General features: G+C 28.9%; 1 protein-coding gene. It reads right to left on the reverse strand.

Annotation, left to right across the window (positions count from 1 at the left end):
• On the reverse strand, positions 1 to 532 hold a 532-nt coding region (locus KVT27_RS23600; RefSeq protein WP_217582068.1), incomplete at both ends, for a hypothetical protein.

Here is a 532-nt window from a genome sequence, read left to right on the forward strand (position 1 = left end):
ACTTTTCTAATTCTGTTTTTATATCATTATATGATATAAAGTCAACAACCAAATAAACTTCTTTTCTCGTGTTTGGGCTTAACAAGGTCTTTCTATACATATCAACTGCGTATCTAGCATTAGTTCCTTTTCGCAACCTTCTAATTTGAGAGTTTGGATAATCTTTAAGAGAGTATATCTTGTTCCATTTTTCTTTTTTTCTATCTAATTCCGCATCATTTGCAAAAATATTACCTAAATTTTTTTGCGCTTGAGAAATTACTTCATGAAAATTGGAAGCACTTAATCCTTTCTTGCCATGTTTAGCATGAAAAAAAGAGATATTTTCATGAGATTTAATAGAAATATAGTCTGCCCACTCATTTCCCAAATCATCACATATGACATAATCTGAACCTATAGTTAATTGTTTCTCAACAAAATTAAATAATGAGTTGTTACTAAACTCTTTTGTCCTCGTTGGGCATTTACCCTTTTCACTATCTATATGTTCTAACCTTTTATATTTCTTAAATATCTTTAGAAAATGACT

This window comes from Lysinibacillus sp. GbtcB16 (assembly GCF_019091145.1).
Taxonomy (GTDB): Bacteria; Bacillota; Bacilli; order Bacillales_A; family Planococcaceae; genus Lysinibacillus; species Lysinibacillus fusiformis.